This window comes from Candidatus Epulonipiscium viviparus (assembly GCF_030708075.1).
Lineage (GTDB): Bacteria > Bacillota > Clostridia > Lachnospirales > Cellulosilyticaceae > Epulonipiscioides > Epulonipiscioides viviparus.
Genome location: NZ_CP117982.1, coordinates 1,168,528 through 1,194,074 on the forward strand (window position 1 = coordinate 1,168,528; position 25,547 = coordinate 1,194,074).

Consider the following 25,547-nt stretch of genomic DNA (forward strand, 5'->3'; position numbering starts at 1 on the left):
CCATACATCTCTATTTATAATAATTATCTTCTTTATATATTTATCATCTATTAGATTCTTTATTCCTACATTACCTTCTATCAACATTATGTCTGCTCCCAACACTACTAATCCTCAACTTATTAGCAACATAATTACCTTTAATGCATATAGAGAAGACTTCTATATTCTTATAACACCTACCAATCCTAGTTCTAACATAATTTTTTATAACACCAAGAATATTCAAGTTCCTACTATCACAAAAAGATTTTTGCCCACAGAAATCAATGAATATTGCATTCTACCCATAAAAAAAGGTCAAACTACTGCATTATTCGATATATTTTTAGAAACCAAAATATCCATTACTGATTTACATAAATACCAATTTAATATTCAGGTGATTTTACCTCATAATATACTTTTTTTTCCTACATTCTATTTTAATCACTTTTATGTTTATGATATAGAACCACAATTTTAACAAGGAGGTCAAATGAAAAGTTTATTTGTTTTTATCTTAATTTTAATACAAATCGGCAGATTGCCTTTCAAACAACAAACTGAAGAATACATGTTTTTTATTAAATGTATTATATATCTTCTAATCAGTAGCATACATTCTATTATACTCGGATTTACTATTCCTCTCGGTGCTTTACTTATGGCTTTTATACTTCTTACTGACAGACAAAATGCCAAAACAAAGCTATCTTTAATATTTACTGGTTTAATTATAGTATTACTTTCAACATTTTCTTTTTCCAATGTCACTCATACTATATTATCCTTTTATGTACGAACCGAAACTATCAACACCTACAAAATTGAAGTTTCTGCCTATACGCCAGAATCAAGCCATTTTTTATTCGAAATCACTGATACAAATCTCATAGATGAATGGGTTTCTTCTATTAACTCATCTATTCCCAACATGGTATTTGATTCCAAGCTTATTCCGTCTACTTTAGGATATCAGGTAAAATTATACACCCCAGATGGCACCAATTCTCTTATATTAACTAAGCCAATTTTAAATACTACTAATTTATTTTTAGGAAATTATTTGCTACCTTATTTTAATCAGGGGTTAGTTTCTTTAATCGAAACTGTTCATCCAATAACACCTGAGGTGCTTACTATAAACTCATCCTTAGAATCTATGATTAACATTACTAACAAAAGTATGCTCAATAATCTCTTTGAAATCATTGTTTGGTCAAAAAAGGAAATAGTTCATGATGTCGATTATACGAAATTTTCTATACCTGCATATCTATTTTTTAAAACTAATTTAGGATGTAGATTATATTTTACCCCAAATTTTAGACAAGCTTATATTAAGGGACAGGGTGTAATTACTATGCCCGAAAATACTCAACGCACTCTAAGTGAACAATTTACGCTTTCACGCCAAACTATTGTTGAGACATTTAGAACATTTGAACCTGCCCACACTTCTGCTCTATCATCAAATTATGAGAATTTTTTTATTGCTCAAGATGACAATGAACTATTTTATGGTTTATATCAGCAGGATTATATTTCCGGTGAAAAGCTTTACTTACACAATGTTACTTCTCTCGATAGTGACTATTTTCTTCTCCAATCACCTTATATTTTACTCTTAGATAAAAAATCTGCTGGTAATTCAGACTTAATGTTAATAAACCAAAATATTCCTGGTAGTCATCGATACGTTGTCAAAAATCAAAATATTATTGCAGACTCTATTGCTATCTGTCCCGCCCAATCAAATTTCATATTTATTGAGAAAAACAATGATATATCCACTCTATATTATGTCCATGACTATTATCGCTCCCCTAAACCAATAGTATCTGGTAATATTTTAGATTGTCTTTTCTTATCAGAGCGATACATTGTTTTTACCGAAGAAAAGGATCACGACATTTTTTTATGCGTATATGACAATACTTTCAATAACATTGTAAAATCTTCGTACATCCCTGGTGAATTACATTTTATAGAAAGTTATAATCATCAAGTTCTTTTTGCAATACAGAATATTGACAATTTAGACCTAAAGGAAGGGATTTTTATTTTGAATAATGATTTATCTATTTCACTGGCTAATTTTGATAAACTTACTCTTTTTTAATTTTTATACTTTACTTTTTTGGAAAATTTTGTTATTATTGCTTTATAAATTATAACAAAAAAAGGATAAAATATGACAAATAATTTTAAAATCAAATATACCACTGTTAATAAAGAGCAGTTACAAAAGTTAGTAACTTATATTATAAATAATATCAAAATTGACGCTGTTGCTTCAACCTTTGAACATCTGTTAGCAAAACTCAATCGCATTACTGCCAATAAAGCCCTTGCTAATCAAGAAGCTACAACCTCAGCTTCCGCAAATCCAGCTTCTGCGATTCCTGTTACTACAATCTCAGCTTCTGAAAGTACAGCCTCTGCGATTCCTGTTGCTACAACCCCAGCTTCTGAAAATATAGCTTCTAGAATTCCTGTTGCTACAACCCTAGCTTCTGAAAGTACAGCTTCTAGAATTCCTGTTGCTACAACCCTAGCTTCTGAAAGTACAGCTTCTAGAATTCCTGTTGCTACAACATCAGCTTCTGAAAGTACAGCTTCTAGAATTCCTGTTGCTACAACCCCAGCTTCTGAAAATCTAACTTCTACGATTCGAGTTACTACAATCTCAGCTTCTGAAAGTACAGCTTCTAGGATTCCTGTTGCTACAACCCCAGCTTCTGAAAATACAGCTTCTGGAATTCCTGTTGCTACAACCCCAGTTTCTGAAAATATAGCTTCTAGAATTCCTGTTGCTACAACCTCAGCTTCTGAAAGTACAGCTTCTACGATTCGGGTTACTACAATCTCAGCTTCTGAAAGTACAGCGCGATTCCTGTTGCTACAACCTCAGCTTCTGAAAATACAGCTTCTACGATTCGGGTTACTACAATCTCAGCTTCTGAAAGTACAGCCTCTGCGATTCCTGTTGCTACAACCCCAGCTTCTGAAAATATAGCTTCTAGGATTCCGGTCGCTACAACCCCAGCTTCTAGAATTCCAGCTTCTACAAGTACAGCTTCTGAAAATACAGTTTCTACAATTCCGGTCGCTACAACCCCAGCTTTTGAAAGTACAGTTGATTCCAAAATTTTCGAACTTAATAATGCAGGAGTATTGCTTAAATACCGCGGAGATCAAAGCTCCGTTATAATTCCAAAGAATGTTGTTTTAATCAGTGATTCAGTATTTTGGGATTGCCCTGAAATCACTCATGTTGAAATATCGGATAACGTTACTGACATCGGAGATCAAGCGTTTGCTGATTGCATTAACTTGCGTAGCATATACTTTTCAAAAAATATGTCCTATATTGCAACTCGCGCATTCATTCGCTGTTCTTCTATCACTGAATTAACAATTCCCGATAATATAGTTACTATTGGTGAAGGTGCTTTCTTTAACTGCATTAATTTAGCGGTTCTAAATTTGCCTAGTTCAATACGAGACATAGAGTCTTATGCTTTTGGTAAATGCCACGCCTTAGTATCTGTATCCATTCCAGAGGGAGTCACAAGACTTCATAGTAATATATTTTTTCAGTGTTTCAATTTATATTCTATTACTTTGCCGTCCACTTTAAAATACATTGATGATAGAGAAATAGATATTACAGCAGCTACCACTATTACTGCCGACCATGATTATTGGTACCCTTTAGTAGCTCTGTTTCCTTGTGATTAATAAAAAAGCCCTTCTCGATACAGAATGGGCTTTAATATTTTTTATATAATACAGATATTATTTGGGTCTCATTTGCATTGCTTTTTCTGTTGCGGCATCAATACAATTCATTATTGCGTACCTCAAACCTCCTCGTTCTAGTGCTTCAACACCTACAATCGTCACTCCTCCCGGAGATGTTACCATATCTTTCATTTGACTAGGATTCATCCCTGATTCCATAAACAATTTTGCACTGCCTAGCAATGTTTGCGCTGCCAATCTATATGCAGTTACTCGAGGTAGCCCTTGCTTTACTGCAGCATCACTCATTGCTTCCAAAATCATTGCAACATAGGCCGGTCCCGCTCCACTAAACCCAGAAATTACATCCATCAATTCTTCGGCAATCCACTCTATTGTTCCGATAGCGGCAAACAATCCTCCCGCTAATGCCTTCTCTTCTTTCGTAAAATCCGTCGCTAATGAAAATGCGGCAGCTCCTTCACCAACCAAGGCCGGAGTATTTGGCATCACTCTTAATATTCTCACTGAGTTTGTCATTTCTTTTAAATCTTTAGTTGTAATTCCGGCGGCTATCGAAATCAGTGCTTTATCATTCATCACATCTTTCAAATCCGCTAACACTTCTGGGATATATTGAGGTTTTGTCGCTAGAATTATCACATCACTTTCGCTTACCACTTCTCGATTATTTACGCAGATCTCTACTCCCAATTCAATCATTTTATCAATTGCCAATTTCGAAATATCATATACACATACATCGGCAGGAGTCACTGCACCATTAGTTATTGCTCCTTTTATTATTGCCGCACCCATGTTTCCACATCCAATTAATCCTATCATAACTACTCTCCTTTACCAATTGTCTCTGTTCATAGTATTATCAACTTTATGTAAATTTAACCGAAGTTTTATCAGATACAGTTGTTACCAGAATCAGAGCTTCACCAGCTGTAGTTTATATAGTAGCAGAAGTTTCATCAGATACGATTGTTACAATAATCATAGCGCTCCCAACTATAATTTATGTAATGATATAAGTCTTATCAAATACAGTTGTTGCCATAACCAGCTCTCCGTCAGCTGTAGTTTATGTAGTTGCAGAAGTTTCATTAGATACAGTTATAACCAATGCTTCTTCTGCGATACCATTAAATATTAGAAACAAATAGCCTTTGAATAATCTATCATTAATACTTTTATAGTTATTTCATTATCTATTTAATGTTACTATATGAAGAGCTAGAAGGATATTCAATTCTTCTAACTTTCGTTTTGTAAAAAAAAGTTTCAAATATATAAGCTATACTTTGTATATTTGCATAACTATATTTTATTCTGCTATTTTAAGTCCTGCAACATTGGCAAGCTCTATTATAGTTTGCTTAGAAATTTTCTTCCCTCTATAATCTATTAGATCTTCCATACTTCCAGTAAATATATCTGCAGGAACATATTTTTTCAAAATAATTTGCTCTTCGTTTACGAAAATTTCTAATGAATCTTTTATATTTATATCCAAATTTCTTCTTAATTCTATAGGCAGAACTACTCTTCCTAATTCATCAACTTTTCTTACAATTCCTGTATGTTTCATAAATCTCTCTCCTCAACCCATTGGTAATTTCTGGTCACATTAGATGATAACTTTTTTTTCACATATTGTCAATCCATTTTTGTAAAAAATTTGGAAATTTTAATTTATTTTGTAGATTTGTAATATATTACACAAAACAAAATACAAAAGAAGTAAATTTCAATTAGTTATTTTTAGCTGCAGTTACGCATATATTTATAGGACAAGCCGCCAAAAAATGACCTTACAATAAACACTGAAAGGAAGGATTCACTTATGCTAAATTACTTATGGAGTTTTATGTGTATATTTTCTGTAGTTATTGCAATGGCAACAAATAAAATGAATGCTGTCACAACAGAAATGCTCAATTCCAGTGTTACGGCAGTGAAAATCTGTTTTGATACCACCGGAATCTTATGCATGTGGATGGGCATCATGTATATTGCAGAAAAATCAGGCCTAGTCAATGCACTCTCAAAAAAAATGACTCCTCTATTAAACTTTTTATTTCCGGATGTTCCCAAAAATCATCCCGCAAGAAAATACATAGCAACAAACATGATCGCAAATTTTTTAGGCCTAGGATGGGCAGCAACCCCACCTGGACTTTTAGCCATGGTTGAACTTCAAAAGTTAAACAAAAATAAGTCTCGTGCCACCAACGCCATGTGTATGTTTCTTATTATAAATATTTCATCAATTCAGCTAATTCCTATAACTATGGTTTCATATAGAAACGGATATGGCTCTGCTAATTCTACAGAAATTGTAGCACCTGCAATTATTGCCACACTCGTCTCTACAATCGTTGCAATAGCCTTTGCTAAATTTATGCATACAAAGGAGAACTAATCTATGTCAATTTTAATGCATATATCAGATTACATAATTCCTAGCGTCTGTATTTTTATTATTTCATATGGTCTTTTCAAAAAAGTTGACGTATTTGAAGTTTTTATAGAAGGAGCCACAGAAGGATTAAATGTAGCTATCAAAATTTTACCCACACTAATCGCATTACTCGTTGCAGTTGGAATGCTTAGATCCTCTGGAGTACTTGATGGCATCGTAAAAATTTTATCGCCAATCATTACATCATTTACAGATTTTCCACCGGAAGTAGTGCCAATCGCCCTAATGCGAACTGTATCTTCTTCCGCTTCTACTGGATTAATTTTAGACATTTTTAAAAACTATGGTCCAGATTCATTTATGGGCAGACTGGTCTCTATAATGTTTGCTTGCACAGAAACAATTTTTTACACAATGAGCGTATACTTTATGACAATCAATATTAAAGATACCAGATATACTCTGTCCGGTTCTCTACTAGCCACACTTGCCGGCATCATTGCATCATATTTAATAACAGTCTCTTTATTTGGTATATAGTCCCTTTCTTATGAGGGACTTTTTTACAATCTCTGTTGCAATTCTCTAATGATAGAAGCAACCTCTTCGTATACATCTTCTTTGGCAATCAATTTTTTTATAGATTTGTCTCTTGTTACTATTTCTACATTGCCATTTTTTAAATTCTTCTCTCCCAAAACAATTCTCACTGGCACTCCCAGCAAATCCGCATCTGCAAATTGAACTCCCGGTGCAGCACCTCTATCATCAAAAATTACTTCAAATTTTTGACTAAGTTTTCCATATATTTCTGCCCCAATTACATTGATATCCATAGTTTTAGACTTCAAGGCACATATATGAACTTGCCATGGAGCAATACTAATTGGCCAAATTGGACCATAATCATCATGATGCGCTTCTATCGCTGATGCTATCAACCGACCTACTCCAATTCCATAGCAACCCATGATAGGAGTCTTAGATTTTCCATCCTGATCTACATATGTCATCTTCATAACATCAGTATACTTAGTTCCCAATTTAAAAATATTGCCGACTTCTATACCTCGCTTAAATGTTAATTTTCCATTGCAATTTGGACAGCATTGCCCCTCTTTAACTTCTGCAACATCCACATATTCAATCGCGGACAAATCTCTATTCATATTCAGCCCACTATAGTGATAATCTGCTTCATTACCTCCACAAATTAAATTAGTTTCATCTTTAAGCGATTTATCATAGATCACTGTAACTTTATCTGTATTCATTTTATATGGTCCAATAAAACCAAATGCCAAATCGCAATTTTCATAATCTTCATAAGGAGTAATAGCGGCCTTAACAATTTTTTGTACCTTTGCAATGTTCACCTGCAAATCTCCTCGTATAAAGATCACTAGTGGCTCACTTTTATCTTGTACATTATATACTGCAGCCTTCAAAGTATGTTCTTCAGAAACCCCAAAGTACTTTGCAATATCTGCAATAGTATTCATCTTGGGAGTGTGTATTTTCTCTATCGCCTTTTCTTCTTTCATAACTGCAGCTAATTTTCCTGTCGCAACTTCCATGTTAGACATATACCCGCAGGTATCACACACCACAATTGTGTCTTCACCTATGTCAGCAAGTAGCATAAACTCATGGGATACGTTTCCTCCCATCATTCCACTATCAGATTCCACACACACTACTTCAGGAACTCCAGTTCTTCTATAAATTTCATTATATGCTTTCAAACATTTGTCATAATACGCATCTAAATCTTCATTAGAAGTATGAAATGAATATGCGTCTTTCATTGTAAACTCACGAACACGAATAAGTCCGCCTCTTGAGCGAGCCTCATCTCTAAATTTAGTTTGAATCTGATAAATCATAAACGGATATTGAGTATAAGATTTTGCTTCGCTTCTTGCCAAATGCACTGCAGCTTCTTCATGTGTCATACCCAATACTAGGTCTTTATCAGTTCTATCTTTCATTCTTAAAAGCTCAGAACCTACACTTTCAAATCTGCCTGATTCTTGCCATAATTCTCCAGGAAGCACAACAGGAAATATTACTTCTTGACCATCAATTTTATTCATCTCTTCACGAATTATCTTTTCTATATTAACTTTAACTTTTTGAGCTGGTAATAGCATGGTGAAAAGACCATTAGCCACTTGTCTTATATAACCTCCTCTAAGTAAAAAAATATGACTTATACTTTTTGCTTCTTGAGGCTTTTCTTTAAATCTTTCGCCTAAAAGTTTACTTAATAACATTTCTTTAATCCTTCCTTATCTAAATAGCTGTTATCACAATTATAGCCAGAATTACTAATCTTTCATAATAGCTTCTTCTAAAGTTACTGCTTCTTCTGCCGAAAGTCTATATTTACATTTTCCATTAACTATAGGCTTCGCATAAGTATAAGAACCATCGCGGGAGTAAATTCCGTTCAGTATAACCCCATCATTTTGATCATCTAGCAATGCGATTACAAACGATAAATCCGAACCTACATCTGCAATGGCTTTATACCTAGTAACACTAACTTTTCTGCAAGTAGTTTTAAACTTTTCTCTTAACTCTTCTATCACCTGCTTTATAAGCAGAGTTTCATTTTTTGTAATTTTTACATCTTCAGCATAACTTTCTAGCAGTTCTTCCATATCCAAATTATTAGGCTTCATAAATTTTTTGTACTGTTGTTGAATTGAGTCCAATTTAGCGGTTAGAAAAATTAAGAAAACCAAAAAAATTATTTGTAGTATAATCAGAATATAAATTACTATATTAATTTCCTGTAATATTTGCATATTTATTCCTCAAAATTTATTGTATTACCCCTAAAATTCTTTCCAAATCCTCATCATTATAATACTCAATTTCTATTCTGCCCTTATCTTTTAACTTTGTTAAAGTAACCTTAGTATTAAAAGTTACCCTCAATTTATCCTCAATATTTTTATAAAAAACATCCATTACTTTTTTTTCTGTTTTTACCTTAGGTGTTTTTAATTTTTTCACATATTCTTCAATATCTCTAACTGACCATTTATTTGCTATCGCTTTTCTCGTTACATTTATTTTATCCGCATCACTTTCCACTCTCAAAATAGCCTTTGCTGCACCAAAATTAATTTTTTTCTCACGAATGCTTTCCTTAATTTCCTCTGGTAATTCATTTAATCGTATAAAATTTGTTACAGATACTCTATTGATGCTCAAAGCTTCTGCCACTTTTTCATGGGTCAATTTATACTTTTTGGTTAAAATATATAAAGCTTCTCCTATTTCTACAGCATTTAAATCTTGTCGTTGGATATTTTCTATAAGAGAAATTTCTAGTATTTCTTCCTCAGTTTTTGGCGGTATAACACGTACTAAAATCTCTTTTAAATCCGCTGCCTTAACTGCACGATATCTCCTTTCACCAGCTATTATTTGATATTTATCATCAACTTTTTGAACCAAAATAGGTGTTAATAAACCATGTCTTATAATTGAGTTCTTTAGTTCCTCTATTTCTTGCTCATTAAACAATTTTCGTGGTTGATTTTTATTTAATATAATATCTGTTATACTGACTATTCTTGTCTCTGTAGATTCACTACTCTCCAAGTGTACTTCCTGTTCAGAAAATAAAGTTTTCAAGCCTTTCCCTAATGCTGCAGTTTTCATAAACATATCCCCTTAGTACATTTTATATACCCCTTAATTAAACGTTCAAGCATTTTCAAACATTTTTATTCTTTCTTTCACTTCTTCTGCCAAAGCTAGATATTGCTGTGCCCCCTTAGAGGAGACCGCATATTTAATACACGACAAGCCATAACTTGGTGCCTCACAAAGCTTAATACTTCTATTAATTTTTGTTTCAAAGGGAATATTCTTAAAATACCCTTCAACTTCACTAATTACTGCATTTGATAAATTAGTTCTACAATCATACATGGTAAACAAAATACCTATAATACTCAAATTTTTATTGGTATTTTCCTTAACTAATCTAAATGTGCGCATCACTTGTGTTAAGCCTTCTAATGCATAATATTCACACTGCATAGGAATTAATATAAAATCCGATGCATTTAAAGCGTTTATATTTAAGATATTTACCCCTGGTGAGCAATCAATTAGGCAATAATCATAATATTTTAAAATTGATTTCATTTTATTTTTTAATATTTGATCTTTATTAGGTAAATTTATAAATTCTATATCAAGACCAGCTAGATTATAATCTCCAGCGATAATATCAACGGATTCGCCTTCAGCTTTTAAAATTGCATCCTCAATATCGATATTGTCTGTCAATACATCATATAATGTATATTTTACCTGAAATTTATTAACACCTAATCCACTACTAGAATTTCCCTGTGGATCTATATCTATCATCAATACTCTTGCATCAACAGCCAGCGCTGCCGCCAAATTCATTACTGTCGTGGTTTTTCCCACACCTCCTTTTTGGTTGACAACCGAAATAACTTTTCTCATAAAACACCTCCTTGATCTCTCATCATTAAAGTGACGGGGTTGATAGTTAATCTATCCCCATAGTCCTACGGTTCTTAATATATTATTATAGCAATAATGAATATATTTTAGTATGCCATATTTTTTATTAATTTAAACAAATTAAAAATATTTTAAAACATACTTTAAAATAAATCGGATTTATTATATACTAGCTTAAAATCTTATTAAATTCAAAGGAGAAAAATATGATTAGTGCAATTGTTGGAGGAAACTGGGGCGACGAAGGTAAGGGGAAAATTACGGACCTTTTAGCCAAAGATGCAGATATTATTATTCGTTTTCAAGGAGGAGCAAATGCTGGACATACTATAATCAATGAATATGGCAAGTTTGCTCTTCACTTACTTCCTTCTGGGGTTTTTAGAGAAAATGCTATCAATATAATTGGTCAGGGAGTTGCATTAAATTTGCCGCAGCTTTTCAAAGAACTAGACAACTTACTCGAACGAGGAGTTCCAAGACCTAATATAAAAATATCGGATAGGGCTCAAATCGTTATGCCTTATCACGTCTTATTTGATCAACTAGAAGAAGAACGCCTTGGCAGCAATAGCTTTGGTTCTACTAAATCGGGAATTGCACCATTTTACGCTGATAAAGCATTAAAAATTGGTATTCAAGTCTGCGAGCTATATGATGATGAAATTTTAATGTCACGATTAACTAAAGTTTGTGAATCTAAAAATGCTACTATCACATCGCTCTATCATGGGCATACGCAACTTAATCCAATTCAACTTTTTAATGAGCTTATAAGCTATCGCGAACGTCTAAAACCTATGGTAGACAACATCGTCTATTTCTTGGATGATGCCATTAAGCAAAACAAAAACATTTTATTAGAAGGTCAATTAGGTGCCTTAAAAGATACTGATAATGGGATATATCCTTTTGTTACATCATCATCTCCTCTTGCTGGCTTTGCGACAGTAGGAGCAGGTATTCCACCTCATGCTATACAAAAAGTAGTTACTGTTGTGAAAGCATATTCTTCTGCAGTAGGAGCAGGTGCATTTGTAAGTGAAATTTTTGGTGATGAAGCCGAAACGCTCAGACAACTTGGAGGAGATGCTGGAGAATATGGTGCCACAACCGGTCGACCTAGACGAATGGGCTATTTTGACTGCGTTGCAACCAGATATGGATGTATATTGCAAGGCACTACCGATGTTGCATTTTCACTGATAGACGTTCTTTCCTATCTAGATGAAATTCCTGTATGTGTCGCCTACGAAATTGATGGTGAAATCACTACTATTTTTCCAGATTCTGTTAAACTCTCTCGAGCAAAGCCTGTTATCCAAAAAGTAAAAGGTTTTAAGACAAATATATTAGGCGTTAAAAATTATGACGAACTACCTCAAGAAGCAAAAGACTATATAAAATTTATCGAAGATAAAATAGGCTTTCCTATTACAATGATTTCTACAGGTCCTAAGCGAGAAGATATAATAATTTTATAAACATCAGGTCACGTATTACCGTGGCCTTTACTTTTCTGCTATAACGCGTAGTCTTCTATAATCTGCTATCCAGCTTCCACTTACAAATAATTCATTTCTCAAACTATTTTCCATACTCTTCAAAATATCTTCTCTTACATCTTCATTATACTGATTTATGGAATCAGAGAAAAACTGCAATACCCATTCTCTCAAACCAATTTCTCCATTAGGCAATATAGTAGGTCTATCAAAATCGTATACCGTTTTTATATTAAACTTAAACTTTTTTAATAATTTTATATGATTCGCTGCAGTTGGAAAATAAAATGGCAAACTAAATTTTTGTCCGTACTTTTTCAAAGCTTCACCATAAGCCTCAAAGATTTTCTCAATATTTCCATTAGCTCCAAATTCACATACTAATATGCCACCTTTTTGCAAATTTTTATAAATGTTTTTGTGCAATTTTTCTTGATCTAATATCCAATGCAATACAGCATTTGAAAAAATTACATCGAATTTATTTTTAAACTTCATATTAGTAGCGTCTATATTAAGAAATTTTATTTCTGGATACTTACTTTTAGCTCGCTCTAACATCTCTTTCGATAAATCAACACCTATAATATTTTTATATTTTTCAAATATTGTTGCAGTCAAATCCCCCGTACCACAACCTAAATCCAAAATCGATACATTTGCATCTGCAGGTAAAAATCCTACTAAATCTTTCCCATAATCAGCCACATAACTCTGACTATTATCATATAACTTACTATTCCATTCCATAAAACTAACTTTCCTTTACATCTGTTTTGGAGCTTTAATACCTAATAACCATAAAGCATTTTTAATCGTATACATTGTACTCACTACTAAAGCCAATCGTGCTTTTTTCAATTTCATATCATCTACCAAAATAGAATTATCATGATAAAATTTATTAAAGCATTTGGCCAAATTTACAGCATACCTTGCAATAACTGAAGGTTCATATTTTTCAGCAGCTTCAGTTATCATGCTATTGAATGCTCCTATTTGTTTCACCAATGCCACGCTTTGCTCATCTATAATCAAATCCACGCATATATTTTCTATATCCGAAATTGCCATACCACTCTTTCTCAATACACTGTTAGCTCTAGCATAAGTATATTGAACATATGGACCTGTTTCTCCATCAAAATTTAGCACTTTTTCCCAAGAAAATTGAATATCTTTAATAATGGTATTATACATATCGTCAAATATAATTGCACCTATTCCGACATCTTGCGCTACTTCTTCTTTATTCTCAAGATTAGGATTTTTCTCTTCTATAATTTCCTTAGTTTTCTTTACAGCTTCTGCTAATATCTCTTCTAGCAACAATACATTTCCAGATCTAGTCGAAAGAGACCCCGTTTCCATACTTACCATTCCAAAGGGTACATGAACCAAATCTACAGACCATGCATAACCCATTTTTTCAATCACCTTAAAGAACTGAGAAAAGTGTAAATTTTGAGCCAATGCTGTTACATAAATACATTTCTTAAAGTCATAAGTTTCTTTTCTATATAACGCTGCAGTAATATCTCTTGTTGCATACAAAGACGATCCATCTTTTTTGGTAATCAAGCATGGCGACATATTGTCCAATTCTATAATCTTCGCACCTTCACTAATTTTAGTGAGTTTTTTATCATCTAGCTCCTTTATAACTTTATCCATCTTATCATTATAAAAAGCTTCACCATTCAGGCTATCAAAACTTATATCAAGCATTTTATAAACTCTCTCAAACTCTTTGAGGCTTATTTCTTTAAACCATCTCCAAAGTGCCAATGCATTTGCATCACCTTGCTCCATTTTTGTAAAGTTTTCTCTTGCTAAATCTTCAAGAGAGGGATCGCTTTTAGCTTCATCATGAAATTTTACATAGATGCGCAATAACTCCTGTATCCCCTTTTGCTCTACATCTTCTTTGGTAGAATATTTTTCATAAGCAACAATCAACTTCCCAAATTGAGTTCCCCAGTCTCCCAAATGGTTAATCCCAATGCAATTATATCCAAGTGCTTCAAAAATTCGATATAAACTATTGCCAATTACTGTTGATCGCAAATGCCCGATGTGAAATGGTTTTGCTATATTAGGAGAAGAATAGTCAATTACTATATTCCCTTTATCTTTTTTAGCAGCAAATCCATAGCCATCTTTTTCTGCCAATACTTTGTCTAGTACAGCTTGAACCACAACCGTCTTATCCACATAAAAATTTATATACGCATTAACATTTTCTACTCTTTCTATAAACTGTGGCTTTACAATTTTTTCTGTCAACTCTGAAGCTATTACATTTGGTGATTTCTTTAATATCTTCGCAAATCTAAAGCAAGGAAAAGCAAAGTCTCCCATATCTCTATTAGATGGCACCTCGATAAGTTCCTCAGCTTCTACAGCGCTAATTCCTGTGATTTTAGCTAGCACTGCTGCTAATTGCATTTTATAATCTTCCATGATTTTCCTCCGTTCTTATTATAATGGATTTTTAGCTGGCTCTCCCGCCTTACGAGGATATTTTTTATTAGTAAATCCAACTTTTTTGATAACTGCTATTTTATGAACGATGTCTGTTGCTGGAATTGGAACATCCACTACTCGTTCTAGTTCTCCTCCCAAAATTTTTATTGCATTAGTAGCCTGAGCCACTTCTTCATCTAATTTTTGTCCTTTTAAGGCAATGAAATAGCCTCCTGTACGCACAAATGGCAAAGCATATTCGCTCAATGTTGCTAAATTTGAAACTGCTCTTGGGCTACAAATATCAAATTTTTCTCTATATTGTACATCTTTAGCGATATCTTCTGCACGCCCATGAACTGTCACAACGTGTTTCAATTTTAAGGTTTCTATCACAGCATCTAAAAATGTTAATCGTTTTTTCAACGAATCTACTAATACAATATTAAGATGAGGATAGGCTATTTTTAACACTAGCCCTGGAAATCCTGCTCCTGTACCTACATCTACTAAATTTTTATATTTTAATAAATCTACTGCCATATTTACAGACAACGAATCTAAAAAATGCTTTGTAATGATTTCATCCTCTTTAGTTATTGCAGTCAAATTTAGCTTTTGATTCCACTCCAATAGCAAATCTTTATATTGCAGCAATTGTTGTATCTGCAGCTCTTGCAATTCCACTCCCAATTCCGCTGACTTCTCTTTAAGAAACTGATGCATCATTTGCCCTCTCAGTTCTCTTTAACTGCTCCATATATACCAGCATCACACTTATATCTGCCGGAGATACACCAGAAATTCTACTTGCAGCTCCTATAGACTTAGGTTTAATCTCTAGTAATTTTTGCCTAGCCTCAATTCTCAAACTCTTAATGTCTTCATATTTTAAATTTTCTGGAATTAATTTTTTCTCCAATTTTTTGAATTGATCTACCTGTATCAATTGCCGTTTAATATAACCTTCATACTTAAGCGTTATTTCGATTTGCTCTATAATTTCGTCAGATAACTCTGGTCCATCCAAATTTACTGCCGCAAAATCTTTATAATCAAGCTCGGGGCGCTTTAATAATTCATGCAAGGACATTCCACTAGTCAGTGGCGTACTGCCTTTTGCCATCAAAATACTTTGAACTGTTGCAGTTGTCCCTACAAATACCTTCTTAATGCGTTCAATTTCAGCTTCTATTACCTCTTGCTTATCCAAAAATTTTGCGTATATATCATCTGGTACCAACCCTATATCATGCCCTTTTGTCATAAGTCTAATATCAGCATTGTCTTGTCTCAAAAGCAATCTGTACTCCGCGCGAGAAGTTAGCATTCTGTATGGTTCATTAGTTCCTTTTATAACCAAATCATCAATTAAAACGCCAATATAGCCTTCTGCTCTATCAATAATTAACGGCTCTTTTGCATCAATTTTTAATGCTGCATTAATTCCTGCAACTAATCCCTGTGCAGCAGCTTCTTCATACCCAGAGCTTCCATTAATTTGCCCTGCAAAAAACAACCCCGATATAACTTTATTTTCCAACGAATGCAATAGCGACGTAGGATTAATGCAATCATATTCAATAGCATATCCTCCACGAATCACTTCCACATTCTCCAATCCTCTCACGGAACGCAACATCTGAATTTGCACTTCCTCTGGCAAAGATGAGCTCATTCCCTGAACATACATTTCGTTGGTCTCCACACCCTCAGGCTCAATAAATATCTGATGTCGAGATTTATCTGCAAATCTAACAACCTTATCTTCAATCGAAGGGCAATATCTAGGACCCACTCCTTCTATCTTACCTCCATATAACGGAGAGCGATCCAAGTTATCTCTAATAATTTGATGCGTCTGCTCGTTTGTATAAGTCAAAAAGCATTGTATCTGATTTTTTTTAATACTAGCTGCAGAATTAGAAAACGAAAATGGTACAACTTTGCTATCACCCAATTGCGCTTCCATTGCAGTAAAATCTATAGTTCTCTTATCAACTCTAGCGGGTGTACCAGTTTTAAACCTTCTAAGAGTAATTCCATTATCCAATAATGAATTTGATAAAACTTGTGAACTTTTTAAACCATCAGGGCCTGCATTTTCTGCAAACTCACCAATGAAAATTTTCGACTTCAAGTATGTTCCAGTACAAACAACGACTGCTTTTGCATAATAAATTGCACCAGTAATCGTCCGTACCCCCATAACTCTCGCATTTTCTATAAGAATATCTGATACTTCTTGCTGTTTTATCGTCAAATTCGTTTCGGCATCCAAAACCTTCAACATTGCTTTATGATATTCTACTTTATCAGCTTGAGCTCTAAGTGAATGAACAGCTGGTCCTTTAGAAGTGTTCAACATTTTAGACTGAATATAGGTTTTATCAATATTTTTACCCATTTCTCCGCCTAACGCATCAATTTCTTTGACTAGGTGTCCTTTTGATGTTCCGCCAATATTAGGATTGCACGGCATCTTTGCAATTGCTTCAATATTCAAACAAAATATAACAGTTTTTTTGCCAAGGCGAGCCAAACTTAGTGCAGCTTCACACCCCGCATGACCACCTCCAATAACGATGGCATCCACATAATTTGCGATATAATCCATTTTTTTCACTTCTTTCTAAACAATATAAATAGATTATTTCCCAAGACAGAACCTTTCAAACAACCCATTAATAATTTCTTCTTTAACTTCCTCTCCAATAATCATTCCTAAATGAGAATAAGCATCTTGTAAATCAATTGCTAAAAAATCTACTGAAAATCCAGCGTTAATAGCATCTTCAACTTTTTCAAGAGCTTCTATTGCGCATGATAAAGCAGTTTTTTGCCTTATATTAGAAATCACTGCCGTCCCCATTGTTAAATTTTGTACTACAGCCGCTTTCATTGCAGCTTTTAGTTCATCTATCCCTTCACCAGTTGTTGCAGAAATAAATATCTTATCATCATCACTATACTTATCTACACAATCAATTTTATTAACAACAAATAGTGTATTTCGATTTTTTAACATAGTCATAAGATCTACTTCTTCGATCGAAATTTTTTCTGTTGCATCTAACAACATAATAACTAAATCTGATTTTTCTATTGCCTCCTTTGATCTTTCTACGCCAATACGTTCTACAGCATCTGCAGTATCTCTGATACCTGCTGTATCCTGCAAAATAAACGGTACTCCTTCCACACTAAAATGTTCTGAGACTATATCTCTTGTAGTTCCAGCTATATTAGTTACAATTGCTTTATCTTCTTCTAGCAAAGCATTCAGTAGTGAGGATTTACCTACATTAGGTCTTCCTACAATAGTAACTACAGCCCCTTCTCGAATAATTTTACCAGTTGCGGCTGTCTCTAATATTGCCTTCAAATCTGCAATCAACCTAGTGATATCCTCTTCAAATCCATCCGATATCAACTCCGCTTCATCATATTCTGGATAATCAATCGAAACTTCAATTCTTGCAATAATTTCTAACAATATATTTTGATATTTTTTTATATTTTTAGACAAATTACCCATAAGTTGACTAGTTGCTTGTGCTAAACTTAAATTTGTTTTGGCAGAAATTATATCCATAATTGCCTCTACTTGAGATAAATCTATTCTTCCATTTAGGAATGCTCTTTTGGTGAACTCGCCTGCTGTCGCAAGACGGGCTCCATTCACCAATAACAATTCCAATACTCTATTTAAAACAACATATCCACCATGGCAATTAACTTCTACAATATCTTCGCGTGTAAAAGTTTTTGGTGCTTTCATTAACATAACCAAAACTTCATCAATGATAAGCCCGTCACTTACTATATAACCATAATGAATCGTGTGACTTTTTTTATTATTTAAATTTTTAGTAAAAATTTTGTTAACAATGCTAATAGCAGAACTGCCACTAACTCTTATAACTCCAATTCCACCCTGACCAACAGGAGTAGAGATTGCAGCTATTGTATCAAAAAACATATAAATCTCCTACTTTTTCTTTCCAGGCTGACTTCTTTCTTTTCGCTCTTTAGGAGCTGCTGGTTTTTCTGGTTTTTCTATTTTTGTTTTTACTCCTTCTTCAGCGATTTCTGCTTTTTTAGCAGTTGATTTTTCTTGTATCGCTTTTGTTGACGACTTTTTTTGACCCTGATTTGGTTTTTTCTTTTTATTACTTCTCTTCGCAGCTAAAGCAGCTCGCTCGGCCTTTCTTTCAGCCTCTAACCGCGCTTCCAACTCTGCCTCTTCTTTTTTAACAATCTTTGCAACAAAAACCTGTTGTCCCATCATGATCAAATTACCAGCAATCCAATAAAGAGCCAAACCATAAGGTACAGTATATGAGATAGAACCCATCATAATAGGCATAATGATATTCATAGTTTTCATCATACCTTCAGCTTGATTTGGTTGCCCATTCGCATTTTTATTTGCAGCTGGTTGAGATTGAGACATAGAAATCTTTGAGAAAATAAACGTTGATGCACCAGCAAGTAAAGGAATAATAAATGCAAAATAATTTCCTGATGCTACAATTTGACTAGGTGAATCCACAAGGTTAAAAATAAAATATTCATAATCTATTTTTTGATTTATCAACGCCGCTATTGTATCATTAAGTTCTGGTATTTTTTCGAGTAATACATTCCAATGCTGAGTCGTAAAATTAGCAATGGTATCACCTAAATTTGCAGCGCCCTCCATTTTATCTAGTTCTAACTGAGCCGTTGCACTTAAGGGAAGTTGTTGGATAACTTCTGCAATAACCGTAGCTGAATTGTTAATTGTACTTTCAATTGCTGCAGCAAGTTGTTGATATAATTCATACAGCTTGGTAATGTGCTTACTTGGAGCTCTAAGTACAGCATACAATGCATAAATCAATGGCAATTGAATTAATAAAGGCAAACAACCTGCCCACGGATTTATGTTGTATTTTTTATATAAAGCCTGCATTTCTTGAGATTGAGCCAATTGCGACTGTTGATCTTTACGACCGGCATATTTTTGTTGAATCTTTTGCATTTCTGGTTGAATTTTACTCATGCCTCTTGTAGTTCTTTGTTGTTTAATTTGTAGAGGAGTAAGTAGTAACCTAGTAAAAAACGTAAATAAAATAATAGCAATACCAAGAGTCCCCACTGGCGTTAAGACAGCAACAAAGTTAAAAATTATGTTAAAAATCTCTCCAAAAAAATTACTTATAAAATCCATCGTCTCCTCCTATTTCTTTTTCTCTGGTACTGGATCAAATCCACCTTTACAAAATGGGTTACATCGTAAGATTCTAAATGTTCCAAGTAATCCTCCCTTAAAAAACCCATGTATTTGTATTGCCTCATAAGTATAGCTAGAACAAGTAGGATAAAATCTACATCTAGGACCTAAGTGTGGCGAAATACATTTTTGATAAAATCTAATTAAAAATAAAGCAAGTTTTTTCATAACAGCCCCTGTCTTTTTAAAAGCTTATAAAGAGAATTTTTAATTTCATAAAAATTTTTAGTTGAAGAGGCCTCTCTTGCAATAATTACAATATCAAAACCAACTAAAACTAAATTTTCTTCATTCAGTCTAAAATTTTCTCGTATTAAACGAGTTACACGACTTCTTGTTACACTATTACCTACTTTTTTACTAACTGAAATACCAAGCCTATTACATTGCACATTGTTTTTAAATTTATATAATACAAGTTCTTTGTTAGCATAAGATTTTCCCTTAGCATATACTTTTTTAAACTCAGTATTTTTTCTTAATTTTTCTGTCGTTTTCATTGTGCTCCTATATGAAACAAGACCGCACAAAGCGGTCTCATTTTTACGCTGATAATTTTTTTCTACCTTTTGCTCTTCTTCTTGCTAATACAGCACGTCCCGACGTAGTTCTCATTCTTTTTCTAAAACCATGTTCTCTACTACGTTGACGTTTTTTAGGTTGAAATGTCATTTTCATATAAAAATTTAAGGCAACCGCCCTAGATTATTGTTTCTAGGAAGATCTACCTTTTCCTCCTTTCACAAATCAATCAATATGCAAAAAATAATACACACTCATTGAGTATAAGCAATACATTTCAATAAGTCAAGTATATTTTCTCAAAAAATCTTTTATGTAAACAGAAATTTTGCCATAAAATGTCAAATCATTTTATATTTTGCAAATATTTTATTAAAACTAGTAAATATTTTTTATAAAACATTTTAATTTTATCAGTTCTGCCAATCAATAAATTTGTTTAAACAATCCACAAATTGGCAATACTTTTATACGTTAGTGAATAACTTTATAATAGTAAATTTTAGAAAGGAGGAACCAATTGAGTTTTAATGAAAAATGGAACTCGATACTTAAATTAGTAGAAATAGAAACATCATCTGTAAGCTTTAATACCTGGTTTAAACAAACAAAGTTATCTAATATTTCTGACGATACATTAACAATAACCGTAAAAGATGATTTATCCAAAAGTATACTAAGCACCAGATATTTTGATCTTATTCGAACAAGTGCTGTAACTGTTTTAGATAAAAAATATAATCTTGAATTTATTATAAAAGAATCCAATCCACTATCAATAACTAAAATTGCCACCAATCGCATCGCTATCCAAGATCCACTTAATGCACCCTCTAATTTAAATCCAAAATATACCTTTAACTCATTTGTAGTTGGAAATAGTAATAGAATGGCTCATGCAGCAACAATGGCTGTTGCAAAAATGCCTGCTAAATCTTATAATCCATTATTTCTCTATGGAGGGGTTGGACTGGGTAAAACACATCTTATGCAATCAATAGCACACTTTACACTTAAGCATCATCCAAACTTAAAAGTACTATATACTTCTACAGAAAAATTTACTAATGAATTAATAAATTCAATTCGCGATGACCAAAATAATGCCTTCAGAAATAAATATAGAAATATAGATATATTACTAATAGATGATATTCAATTTATCGCCGGAAAAGAAAGAACACAAGAAGAATTTTTCCATACATTTAACACTCTTTATGAAGCCAATAAGCAAATTATCATATCTAGTGATCGTACACCAAAAGAAATAGAGTTTTTAGAATCTAGACTTCGCTCTAGATTTGAATGGGGATTAATAGCCGATTTACAACCCCCAGATTTAGAAACTCGCATAGCAATACTAAAAAAAAAAGCAGAAATGGAAAATATCACAATTGATTCGAATGTATTGCAATTTATAGCGGAAACCATTATTTCTAATATAAGAGAACTAGAAGGAGCTCTAAATCGAATTATAGCATTTTCATCATTGTCAAACGAAACTATAAATTTAGAACTTACTGAAGAAGCCTTAAAAGATACTATATTATCAAAAGAATCTATTTCCATAATCACTCCTTCCTATATTCAAAGTATTGTAGCCATGACCTATAATATTACTATTTCTGAACTTTTATCAAGTAAACGAGTAAGAACTATATCACGACCAAGGCAAATAGCAATGTATCTATGTAGAAAATTAACCAATTTGTCCCTCACAAAAATCGCTGAACAATTTGGAGGTAGAGATCACACCACCATTTTACATGGTTATGATAAAATAGCCAAAGAACTAGTTGAAGATGAACAACTCGCTTACTCCATCACCCAACTTGAACTCAAAATTCTTCATTCATAAAAAAGTTATCCACAGGCATAAAAAAGTTATCCACCAGATAAAGTGAATTTTCTTTCAAAATTGCCTTAAAAACCCCTAAATTGTACCCATACAAAAAAGTTATCCACAGGTTTTTTAAAGTTATCCACAAAGTTATCCACAGGCTAGATTGTTGCTTATCAAGGGCTAGACATAGTTATCCACAGATTTCGAAAGTTATCCACAGGCTGATTAATGATGTCATTTCATCACATAAACTCAATATTGTATGATTTTTCTTCAAAATTTCAAATTTATTTTCGTGTATTTTAACTATCAAAAAATTATTTTAAAATTTTCATTATATAATAATTTACCAAGAAATTGTCTTTTTTCGCATTCAAAATTGATAAATAGTGCACATATTTTTTTGAAAAAAAGTTATCCACAGGCATTTTGTATCTTATCCACAGGTAAGGCAAAAATTGTACCCATACAAAAAAGTTATCCACAGGTTTTTAAAGTTATCCACAAGTTATCCACAGAGTTATCCACAGGCTAGATCGTTGACTATCAAGGGCTAGACATAGTTATCCACAGATTTTCGCTTCCCCTATTACTACTAGTCAATAATATATATATAAAAAGGGAAAAAAATTCAGTTAGAAAAAGTTATCCACAAAACGATGAAAAAACGATGCAAAAACGATGCAAAAAAATTTATAATCCGAAAATTTATAACCGAAAGGAAATTAATAACAAAATGAAATTTATATGCAATCAAAATATTTTAGCACAAGCTATAAATATAGTTATCAAAGCCTGCGCCACAAGGAGTACAAACCCTTTACTAGAATGTATCTTAATTACCGCTACAAACACGACGCTAACGTTAATGGGCAACAATTTAGAAATGGGCATAGAAAAAACAATCGAGGGTGAAATTTTAGAAAATGGAAAAATAGCTATTGACGCAAAACTATTTTCTGAGATAATAAAGAAAATGCCACAAGGTGACATAAAAATGGCAACTATCAATGAAACTCAAATCACTATTACAAGTGGGAAATCTAGATTTACTTTACAAACTCTCGATACAAGTCATTTTCCAACTTTACCAGACGTATCTCTTAAGCAAAGTCTTACAATTAGTCAATTAGAATTAAAAAACTTAATAAAGCAAACCATTTTTTCTGTTGCTCAAGAAGAAAGTAGGCCTACACTAACCGGAGAAAAATTTGAAGTCGAAAATGGGCAACTGAGTTTAGTAGCTATAGATGGATTTAGGATAGCCTTTAGAACAATTTCTTTAAATAACAAAAATTTAAGTATTGAAAAAGTTATTCCTGCAAAAACATTAATGGAGATAACAAAAATTTTAAGTAACGAAAATAACGATGAAGTAACAATCTGTTTTGGTGAAAATCATATTTTATTTAATCTAATTGACACTACCATAGTATCTAGGCTACTGGAAGGTGAATTTTTAAGATACAAAGATATCTTCTCAAATGATTTTGAGACTAAGATCATAGTTAATCGTAATGAATTCTTGATGAGCATTGAAAGATCTGCACTTATGTCAAAAGAGGGCGGTAAAAACCCAATTAGATTTAATATTACTCAGGACACTCTCATAATCACTTCAAATACCGATATAGGAAATTCGTTAGAAGAGATAGACATTATACTAACAGGAATGCCTTTAAAAATTGCTTTTAACCCTCGATATCTCATCGATGCATTGAAAAATATTGAAGATGACGAAATATGTATAAACTTTTTATCTAAAACAGCTCCAGCTGTAATTATGCCTATTAACAGTGATAAATATAGGTATCTAGTATTACCCATTAGAGTTACTGATTAATCAAATAAACTGATCTTTAAAAGATTGAAGGAGAAATTATGAATACAATAAAAATTACTACTGAATTTATAAAATTAGACTCATTATTAAAATTTTCTGGACTTGTCGAAACAGGTGGTATAGCCAAAGCTGTTATTCAAAACGAATTAGTTAAAGTAAATAACACTATATGTATCCAACGAGGGAAAAAAATACGAGTGGGTGATATAATTGAATTTGACGGAAAGGTATTAAATATAATTTGACAAACATATGTATATTTCAACTTTAAGTTTAACCAATTTTAGAAATTATCAAAACTTAAGCTTATCTTTAAGCAAGGGTATAAATATCTTTTTTGGAGATAATGCCCAAGGTAAAACAAATGTATTAGAGGCTATTTATTTATGTGCTACAGCTCGCTCACATCGTACTACTTCCGAAAAAGAAGTTATTAAATGGGATAGTGAAAATGCATTAGTAAATCTTATGTTGACAAAACAATATTCTTTATCAACAATAGATTTTATAATTTCAAGAAGATATAAGTCTGTTTTAGTTAATAAGTTACCCATAAATAAATTAACCAAACTATTTGGAGTTTTAAATGTTGTATTTTTTGCACCTGAGAATTTAGATCTTATAAAAAAAAGTCCAAAGGATCGTAGACGCTTTATAGATATTGAATTATGTCAATTGGATAGTATGTATGTTAGCCAACTTAGTAGTTATCATAAAATTTTAAAACAACGTAATTGTTATTTAAAGCAAAATGTTGATAATATTAATTATGAATTTTTAGATATCTTAGATGAAAATCTTTACAAGTATGCAAAAAAAATTTTTTACAAAAGATCAGAGTTTATCAAAAATTTAAATACAAAAGCAGCGGCAATACACTTAGAACTCTCAGGTGGCAAAGAACATCTAAAACTAATATACGAACCTAATGTGGATATAAATATTTTTAAAAGTAGACTCAAATTTAATAGAGATAGGGATATAAGAACCAAAACTACAAATAGTGGACCACACAGGGATGATATTAATTTTTTGATTAATGATCATTCACTTAAACTTTTTGGTTCTCAAGGACAACAAAGAACTTGTATTTTAAGTATAAAATTCGCACAAATAGATATAATAACTGAGATAACAGGTGAGACCCCTATATTACTTTTGGACGATATTTTATCAGAACTCGATATAAATAGACAAAAATATTTATTTAAATATATCAATAATCTTCAAACTATGATAACATGTACAGGAGTTGATCCAAATTTATTTACTTGGAATGACAGTATAAAAGTATTTATTGTTGAAAAAGCAAATATAATTTGCAAAAATTAGAAAAACATGTTATAATACCATGATTATAAAAAAAATTATAAAAAATTTATAAAATTTCAAAGGAGTGAGATCTT

25 protein-coding genes are annotated in these 25,547 nt (G+C 32.5%); 10 read left to right on the top strand and 15 right to left on the bottom strand.

From position 1 onward, the window contains the following. The first annotated feature begins 478 nt into the window (after window positions 1-478). The 3 genes from PCY70_RS04775 to PCY70_RS13845 all read left to right on the top strand — a co-directional run bounded on the left by PCY70_RS04775 (window position 479) and on the right by PCY70_RS13845 (window position 3,726). Complete coding sequence (locus PCY70_RS04775) at window positions 479-2,104, top strand: hypothetical protein (RefSeq protein WP_305768554.1); 1,626 nt, start codon at window positions 479-481, stop codon at window positions 2,102-2,104. A gap of 72 nt (window positions 2,105-2,176) precedes the next feature. After that, window positions 2,177-3,001, top strand: a complete 825-nt coding sequence (locus tag PCY70_RS04780; RefSeq protein WP_305768622.1) for a hypothetical protein — start codon at window positions 2,177-2,179, stop codon at window positions 2,999-3,001. Between the two features lie 158 nt (window positions 3,002-3,159). Continuing rightward, on the top strand, window positions 3,160-3,726 hold the full coding sequence (locus tag PCY70_RS13845) for a leucine-rich repeat domain-containing protein (protein WP_416387534.1): 567 nt from the start codon (window positions 3,160-3,162) through the stop codon (window positions 3,724-3,726). 57 nt (window positions 3,727-3,783) lie between these two features. On the opposite strand, the gene proC is transcribed toward PCY70_RS13845, so the two are convergent. Both proC and PCY70_RS04795 read right to left on the bottom strand, forming a co-directional pair. After that, entirely contained in the window at window positions 3,784-4,575 is a 792-nt protein-coding gene (proC, locus tag PCY70_RS04790) for a pyrroline-5-carboxylate reductase (RefSeq protein ID WP_305768624.1), read from the bottom strand. Between the two features lie 490 nt (window positions 4,576-5,065). Beyond that, window positions 5,066-5,329: an AbrB/MazE/SpoVT family DNA-binding domain-containing protein gene (locus PCY70_RS04795; RefSeq protein ID WP_010168176.1), complete on the bottom strand. Its 264-nt coding sequence runs from the start codon at window positions 5,327-5,329 to the stop codon at window positions 5,066-5,068. Window positions 5,330-5,584: 255 nt separating this feature from the next. Between PCY70_RS04795 and PCY70_RS04800 the strand changes: the two genes are divergently transcribed. Together PCY70_RS04800 and PCY70_RS04805 are read left to right on the top strand one after the other, a co-directional pair. Next, on the top strand, window positions 5,585-6,163 hold the full coding sequence (locus tag PCY70_RS04800) for a nucleoside recognition domain-containing protein (RefSeq protein WP_010168178.1): 579 nt from the start codon (window positions 5,585-5,587) through the stop codon (window positions 6,161-6,163). Window positions 6,164-6,166: 3 nt separating this feature from the next. Further along, window positions 6,167-6,703 (top strand): spore maturation protein, encoded by a 537-nt coding sequence (locus tag PCY70_RS04805; RefSeq protein WP_029488228.1) that lies wholly within the window; start codon window positions 6,167-6,169, stop codon window positions 6,701-6,703. Between the two features lie 23 nt (window positions 6,704-6,726). On the opposite strand, the gene PCY70_RS04810 is transcribed toward PCY70_RS04805, so the two are convergent. Genes PCY70_RS04810 through PCY70_RS04825 form a run of 4 tightly spaced genes read right to left on the bottom strand, consistent with a single transcriptional unit; the run spans window position 6,727 to window position 10,663 of the window. Beyond that, window positions 6,727-8,439 (bottom strand): proline--tRNA ligase, encoded by a 1,713-nt coding sequence (locus PCY70_RS04810; protein ID WP_305768625.1) that lies wholly within the window; start codon window positions 8,437-8,439, stop codon window positions 6,727-6,729. Between the two features lie 54 nt (window positions 8,440-8,493). Then, window positions 8,494-8,976 carry a DUF4446 family protein gene (locus tag PCY70_RS04815; protein WP_010168181.1) on the bottom strand — a complete coding sequence of 161 codons (483 nt, stop codon included), beginning with the start codon at window positions 8,974-8,976 and terminating at the stop codon, window positions 8,494-8,496. Between the two features lie 16 nt (window positions 8,977-8,992). Then, window positions 8,993-9,841 (bottom strand): ParB/RepB/Spo0J family partition protein, encoded by an 849-nt coding sequence (locus PCY70_RS04820; RefSeq protein WP_305768626.1) that lies wholly within the window; start codon window positions 9,839-9,841, stop codon window positions 8,993-8,995. Between the two features lie 45 nt (window positions 9,842-9,886). Continuing rightward, entirely contained in the window at window positions 9,887-10,663 is a 777-nt protein-coding gene (locus PCY70_RS04825) for a ParA family protein (RefSeq protein WP_010168183.1), read from the bottom strand. A gap of 227 nt (window positions 10,664-10,890) precedes the next feature. On the opposite strand from PCY70_RS04825, the gene PCY70_RS04830 reads away from it, so the two are divergent. Then, window positions 10,891-12,168: an adenylosuccinate synthase gene (locus PCY70_RS04830; protein WP_305768627.1), complete on the top strand. Its 1,278-nt coding sequence runs from the start codon at window positions 10,891-10,893 to the stop codon at window positions 12,166-12,168. Between the two features lie 27 nt (window positions 12,169-12,195). Here PCY70_RS04830 and PCY70_RS04835 read toward each other — a convergent pair whose 3' ends face one another. Genes PCY70_RS04835 through rpmH form a run of 9 tightly spaced genes read right to left on the bottom strand, consistent with a single transcriptional unit; the run spans window position 12,196 to window position 20,611 of the window. Beyond that, entirely contained in the window at window positions 12,196-12,939 is a 744-nt protein-coding gene (locus PCY70_RS04835; RefSeq protein WP_029488229.1) for a class I SAM-dependent methyltransferase, read from the bottom strand. Between the two features lie 15 nt (window positions 12,940-12,954). Then, window positions 12,955-14,652, bottom strand: a complete 1,698-nt coding sequence (argS, locus tag PCY70_RS04840; protein WP_305768628.1) for an arginine--tRNA ligase — start codon at window positions 14,650-14,652, stop codon at window positions 12,955-12,957. A gap of 18 nt (window positions 14,653-14,670) precedes the next feature. Further along, window positions 14,671-15,381, bottom strand: coding sequence for a 16S rRNA (guanine(527)-N(7))-methyltransferase RsmG (gene rsmG / locus PCY70_RS04845; protein ID WP_305768947.1), 711 nt, complete (start codon window positions 15,379-15,381; stop codon window positions 14,671-14,673). Next, window positions 15,365-17,272 (bottom strand): tRNA uridine-5-carboxymethylaminomethyl(34) synthesis enzyme MnmG, encoded by a 1,908-nt coding sequence (gene mnmG, locus PCY70_RS04850; RefSeq protein WP_010168188.1) that lies wholly within the window; start codon window positions 17,270-17,272, stop codon window positions 15,365-15,367. The genes rsmG and mnmG overlap by 17 nt, the downstream gene beginning before the upstream one ends. A 33-nt stretch (window positions 17,273-17,305) precedes the next feature. Then, window positions 17,306-18,637, bottom strand: a complete 1,332-nt coding sequence (gene mnmE, locus PCY70_RS04855) for a tRNA uridine-5-carboxymethylaminomethyl(34) synthesis GTPase MnmE (protein ID WP_010168190.1) — start codon at window positions 18,635-18,637, stop codon at window positions 17,306-17,308. Between the two features lie 9 nt (window positions 18,638-18,646). Continuing rightward, entirely contained in the window at window positions 18,647-19,870 is a 1,224-nt protein-coding gene (locus tag PCY70_RS04860) for a YidC/Oxa1 family membrane protein insertase (protein ID WP_305768629.1), read from the bottom strand. 9 nt (window positions 19,871-19,879) lie between these two features. After that, on the bottom strand, window positions 19,880-20,101 hold the full coding sequence (yidD, locus tag PCY70_RS04865; RefSeq protein WP_010168194.1) for a membrane protein insertion efficiency factor YidD: 222 nt from the start codon (window positions 20,099-20,101) through the stop codon (window positions 19,880-19,882). Further along, a complete protein-coding gene (gene rnpA, locus PCY70_RS04870; RefSeq protein ID WP_010168196.1) occupies window positions 20,098-20,433 on the bottom strand; it encodes a ribonuclease P protein component in 336 nt (111 codons plus the stop codon). Before rnpA ends, yidD begins: the two co-directional genes overlap by 4 nt. A gap of 43 nt (window positions 20,434-20,476) precedes the next feature. Then, window positions 20,477-20,611: a 50S ribosomal protein L34 gene (gene rpmH / locus PCY70_RS04875; protein ID WP_083792600.1), complete on the bottom strand. Its 135-nt coding sequence runs from the start codon at window positions 20,609-20,611 to the stop codon at window positions 20,477-20,479. Window positions 20,612-20,975: 364 nt separating this feature from the next. On the opposite strand from rpmH, the gene dnaA reads away from it, so the two are divergent. From dnaA to recF, 4 genes are all read left to right on the top strand, one after another. Continuing rightward, the gene (gene dnaA / locus PCY70_RS04880; protein ID WP_305768630.1) at window positions 20,976-22,313 is read left to right on the top strand and encodes a chromosomal replication initiator protein DnaA; all 1,338 of its coding nucleotides are present in this window, start codon (window positions 20,976-20,978) and stop codon (window positions 22,311-22,313) included. A gap of 655 nt (window positions 22,314-22,968) precedes the next feature. Then, window positions 22,969-24,141 carry a DNA polymerase III subunit beta gene (dnaN, locus tag PCY70_RS04885; RefSeq protein ID WP_305768631.1) on the top strand — a complete coding sequence of 391 codons (1,173 nt, stop codon included), beginning with the start codon at window positions 22,969-22,971 and terminating at the stop codon, window positions 24,139-24,141. A 38-nt stretch (window positions 24,142-24,179) separates the two neighbouring features. Beyond that, window positions 24,180-24,386 (top strand): RNA-binding S4 domain-containing protein, encoded by a 207-nt coding sequence (locus tag PCY70_RS04890; protein ID WP_010168749.1) that lies wholly within the window; start codon window positions 24,180-24,182, stop codon window positions 24,384-24,386. A gap of 7 nt (window positions 24,387-24,393) precedes the next feature. Next, on the top strand, window positions 24,394-25,473 hold the full coding sequence (recF, locus tag PCY70_RS04895) for a DNA replication/repair protein RecF (protein ID WP_305768632.1): 1,080 nt from the start codon (window positions 24,394-24,396) through the stop codon (window positions 25,471-25,473). Window positions 25,474-25,547: the final 74 nt, after the last annotated feature.